At 62.7% G+C, this 5,145-nt stretch carries 4 protein-coding genes; all 4 read left to right on the top strand.

Features of this window, described 5'->3' with window-relative positions:
* The coding region (locus JMF90_RS23330) for an isocitrate lyase/phosphoenolpyruvate mutase family protein (protein WP_201325478.1) at window positions 1-1,141 on the top strand (1,141 nt) is incomplete at its 5' end.
* A complete protein-coding gene (gene aepY / locus JMF90_RS23325) occupies window positions 1,138-2,334 on the top strand; it encodes a phosphonopyruvate decarboxylase (protein ID WP_011547944.1) in 1,197 nt (398 codons plus the stop codon). The genes JMF90_RS23330 and aepY, both read left to right, overlap by 4 nt.
* Window positions 2,334-3,398: a 2-aminoethylphosphonate aminotransferase gene (locus JMF90_RS23320; protein WP_201325477.1), complete on the top strand. Its 1,065-nt coding sequence runs from the start codon at window positions 2,334-2,336 to the stop codon at window positions 3,396-3,398. The genes aepY and JMF90_RS23320 overlap by 1 nt, the downstream gene beginning before the upstream one ends.
* Window positions 3,399-3,685: 287 nt before the next feature.
* The coding region (locus JMF90_RS23315; RefSeq protein ID WP_201325476.1) for a patatin-like phospholipase family protein at window positions 3,686-5,145 on the top strand (1,460 nt) is incomplete at its 3' end.

Genomic DNA, 5,145 nt, shown 5'->3' with positions numbered 1-5,145 from the left:
CGCGTATGCGGAAGCCGGCGCCGACGCGATCCTGATCCACAGCAAGCTGTCGCGCCCGGACGAGATCCTGCAGTTCGCGCGCGAATGGAGCGGCAAGGCGCCGCTCGTGATCGTGCCGACCAAGTACTACAGCACGCCGACCGACGTGTTCCGCCAGGCCGGCATCAGCACCGTGATCTGGGCGAATCATCTGATCCGCGCGTCGGCATCCGCGATGCAGGCGACCGCGCGCGAGATCCACGAGAGCGAAACGCTGATCAACGTCGAGGACCGCGTGGCATCGGTCAACGAGATCTTCCGCCTGCAGGACGCCGACGAGTACTCGGCCGCCGAGCGTATCTACCTGTCGTCGTCGTCGCGCGCGTCGAATGCCGCGATCGTGCTCGCCGCGAGCCGCGGCAAGGGCCTCGAAGCCGTGACCGAAGACAAGCCGAAGGTCATGCTGCCGGTCGCCGGCAAGCCGCTGCTGCGCTGGCTCGTCGACGGCTTCAAGACGCATGGCGTAAACGACATCACCGTGGTCGGCGGCTATCGCGCCGATGCGATCGATACGTCGGGCATCAAGCTCGTCGTCAACGAGCGCCACGCGGAAACGGGCGAGCTCGCGTCGCTCGCCTGCGCGGCCGAACGCCTGACCGGCGACACCGTGATCTCGTACGGCGATCTGCTGTTCCGCAGCTACATCGTGCGCGACCTCGCGGAGAGCGAGGCCGAGTTCAGCGTGGTGGTCGATTCGTCGCTCACCGAGACCAACCAGAGCGTGCGCGACTTCGCCCTCTGCTCGGCGGCCGACGATCGCGGCCTGTTCGGCCAGAAGACCTACCTGCAACGTGTGTCGAGCGACGTCGCCACGAGCACGCCGCACGGCCGCTGGATCGGCCTGCTGAACGTGCGCGGCGCGGGCGTCGATCGCCTGAAGGCGATGCTCGCGACGCTGCAGGCGCGCCCTGATTTCGACACGCTCGACATTCCGTCGCTGCTGAACGAACTGATCGCCGCCGGCGAGAAGATCGAGGTGCAGTACGTGCACGGCCACTGGCGCGGCGTCAACGACCTGGAAGACTTCCGCCGCGCGGGCGACTTCGCGCACGGCCAGACGCCGCTGTCCGAACCGGGCACCGGCAACGGGGGCGCGCAATGATCGAAGCGGCCCAGTTCGTCGAGGCCGCGCGCGAACGCGGCTTCGACTGGTACGCGGGCGTGCCCTGCTCGTACCTGACGCCGTTCATCAATTACGTGTTGCAGGACCCGACGCTGCACTACGTGTCGGCCGCGAACGAAGGCGACGCGGTCGCGCTGATCGCAGGCGCGACGCTCGGCGGCAAGCGCGGGATCGCGATGATGCAGAACTCGGGGCTCGGCAACGCGGTGAGCCCGCTCACGTCGCTCACCTGGACGTTCCGCCTGCCGCAATTGCTGATCGTCACGTGGCGCGGCCAGCCGGGCGTGGCCGACGAGCCGCAGCACGCGCTGATGGGCCCGATCACGCCCGCGATGCTCGATACGATGGAGATTCCGTGGGAGACGTTCCCGACCGACCCCGAACAGGTCGGCCCGGCGCTCGACCGCGCGATCGCGCACATGGACGAAACGGGCCGCCCGTACGCGCTCGTGATGCAGAAAGGCAGCGTCGCGCCGTATGAGCTGAAGGCGAACCCGGCCGCGAAGCCGCGTGCGCACGTCGCCGCGCAATCGGCGTCGGGCGCGGCGTCGGCCGATGCGTGGCCGACCCGTCACGACGCGCTGCAGCGCGTGATCGCGCATACGCCGGTCGATTCGACCGTCGTGCTCGCGTCGACCGGTTTCTGCGGTCGCGAACTCTACGCGCTCGACGATCGCCCGAACCAGCTGTACATGGTCGGCTCGATGGGCTGCGTGACGCCGCTCGCGCTCGGCCTCGCGCTCGCGCGCCCCGACCTGCACGTGGTGGCCGTCGACGGCGACGGCGCCGCGCTGATGCGCATGGGCGTGTTCGCGACGCTCGGCACCTACGGCCCGGCCAACCTCACGCACGTGCTGCTCGACAACGGCGCGCACGAATCGACGGGCGGCCAGGCGACGGTGTCGCAGCATGTGTCGTTCGCGGGTGTCGCGGCCGCGTGCGGCTACGCGTCGGCGGTCGAAGGCGATACGCTCGACGTGCTCGATGCGACGCTTTCCACTCAAGCCGACGGGGTCCGGCCATCCGGTGTGCAGTTCGTTCGCGTGGGGATCCGCACGGGCGTACCCGACGGCCTGCCCCGCCCGACCGTCACGCCGGTCGAGGTCAAGACCCGTCTGATGCGGCACATCGGCGCCGCGCAGACCGAAGCCCACGTTGAAGGAGCCCATTGATGCTGCTGCTGAACCCCGGCCCGGTCACGCTCTCCGAACGCGTGCGCCGCAGCCTGCCGCAACCCGATCTGTGTCATCGCGAAAGCGAATTCTTCGACCTGCAGGATGAAGCGCGCGCGCGCCTCGTCGCCGCGTACGAACTCGATCCGGCCGAATGGGCCGCCGTGCTGATGACGGGCTCGGGCACGGCCGCCGTCGAAAGCATGATCGCGGCGCTCGTGCCGCAGGACGGCAAGCTGCTCGTGATCGAGAACGGCGTGTACGGCGAGCGGATCACGCAGATCGCCACGCAGTACGGCATCGCGCATGCGGTGTTGAAGCATGAGTGGATGCAGGCGCCCGATCTCGCGCAGATCGCTGCGAAGCTCGATGCGGGTGGGTATTCGCATGTCGCCGTGATTCATCACGAAACGACGACGGGCCGACTGAACGACCTCGGCGCGATTGCAGAAGTGTGCCGTGCGCGCGGCGTGAAGATGCTCGTGGACGGTGTCAGCAGCTTCGGCGCGGAAGCGATCGACTTCGCCGGCGGCGACATCGACGCGGTTGCCGCGACCGCGAACAAATGCCTGCACGGCGTGCCGGGCGCGGCGTTCGTGATCGTGCGCCGCAGCGCGCTCGCGAAAGCGGCGAGCCGTACCTATTACCTCGATCTCGGCCGTCTCGCGAAGCTGCAGGATCAGCGAAATACGCCGTTTACGCCGTCCGTGCATGCGTATTACGCGCTCGTCGAGGCGCTGCGCGAGTTCGATGAGGCCGGCGGTTGGCGTGCGCGGCATGCGCATTACAAGGCGCTTGCCGACCAGGCTCAAGCCGGGCTTGCTGCGCGCGGCATGCCGCTGGTGCTGCCGGAAGGCGCGTCGTCGGTCGTCCTGCGTGCGTATCGGTTGCCGCAGGGTATGACGTATGAAGCGCTGCACGACGGACTGAAGGCGCGTGGCTTCGTGATTTACGCGGGGCAAGGCGGGCTGTCAAAGGAACTGTTCCGGATCTCGACGATGGGCGCGATTCAGGCAGCTGATGTCGATCGATTGCTGGACGGGTTTACGGCGCTGACTCGGTAAGCGTTGTCCGAACCTCGTCTACGAAAGGCCCGCAAGGGCCTTTTTTGTTGTTCTTTGCAAATTTTGGGGAACATGGGACAGGTTGTCGGCATTCGGCCACGAATAATCGGCCGCATGCACCGCCTGCCGGCCACTTGTATCTCGCTATCGAATTAGAAAACTGTCGTTCGGAGCGCAACACTCTTCGGACACCGGCCACGCCAAAGTCGTGTGCGTGCATAGATAGCGCAAACAATGGTCACCGAGCATCACAATAAGGGACAGGCCTAATAATTTTCGTATTTAACATGCAAAACCGAGTCGCTTTGATCTCCTCGCTTCTAATCGCTGCAATATTGGCCGTTGGATGCGCACCAAATATCGCCGGATCACCCGAAGCATCACTCTCGGTCGGAAACCGCTCCGAACCAATTCTCCAGAAACAGGTGTGTTCTGCAAACGGTAGCGGCCAAAATACCGCATTCTTCTTGACCATTTCAGGGGGAGGGTCTCGAGCTGCCTATTTAGGCGCGCGCGTAATATCAGAGTTAAAGGACGTCGACGGAACTGATCTAACGAACTACATCAACGTTGTTTCGTCCGTGTCAGGAGGATCGCTAGCCGCCGCGCTGTACGGCATTTCAACCGACCGGACTACAGGGGACAGTTGGCGGCCTGTATGGAATGATTCACTGATTCGCACACGGCTCGCTGAAAATTTGAAATTCGACATGGCCGAACAACTAGCAAATCCTGAGTTCCTTGGCGGCTACATTTTCGGTCACACGAATCGTACAGACGCGTTTTTTGCGGCTTTGAACTCAAGCGTTTTGTTTGGACTGTCGCCAGCTAAACGGCAACTGACACTTGGCGACTTTAATCCAAATCGTCCCCAGATTATTATCAATTCTACCGTTGCCACAGCCGAAGGCACCACGGCATTTCAGCCTCGACCGTTCGGGAGTCTGTTCACGTTTTCACCGTCGGACCTAGACTCCATCGGTGTCAATTACTCGACGTTGCCTCTCTCCCGTGCTGTCGCAGCATCTGCAGCGTTTCCCGGGTTGCTTTCTCCCGTCGTTCTAAACCGATTTCGGTTAGGCTCGACCGAGCGGGAGTTGGGAAAGCCGAGGTTCATCCATCTCATCGACGGCGGAAACGTTGACAACCTTGGTCTACTGGCGGTGAAAAGAGCATTGATTGAAGACTCGCATCGCCTCTTAACGAACTGCGACCAGATCGTGGTCCTGACGGTTGATGCATTTGGAGCGCAAGGGTTTCACCAAGATGACACGCCAAGCATGCGATCGGCTTCGGGATGGGTACTAGATACTCATACGCTTCTCGCTGCTTTTGACGCATTGTTGGCCGCAAATCGTACTCGCCTACTTGCGGAGTTCAAGTCACGCATGTTCACACCTCCCGCCGACAGCGAGCAGTGTCGCAAAGATGACTTGCCTTCGGACATCTGTGGTGGCGGCGTACGCGTGAATTGGGACGAAGTTAATGCCCTCCTGAAGCGTAAACTGTATTTTGTTCACCTATCGTTCGATAGCAGCGAGCTTGCAGAACCGCCAAACGTCGTTTACTGCGACGGTAAATACGGCGATCCAGACTCAAAGTGCCATGAACCGCCAATAAATTTGTGGGTATACAACAACGAGGAGAGAGCCCTCAGACTCCGCTTGAAACAAATTCCGACGACGTTCGGTTTGTCGCTTGAGCAGCAAAGCGACATATCGATGTACGTGAAGCTACTGTTTAACCC

The sequence above is a fragment of the Burkholderia sp. E168m23 genome, from assembly GCF_016586125.1.
GTDB classification, from domain to species: Bacteria; Pseudomonadota; Gammaproteobacteria; order Burkholderiales; family Burkholderiaceae; genus Burkholderia; species Burkholderia orbicola.
This window is presented reverse-complemented; position numbering and strand designations above follow the sequence as displayed.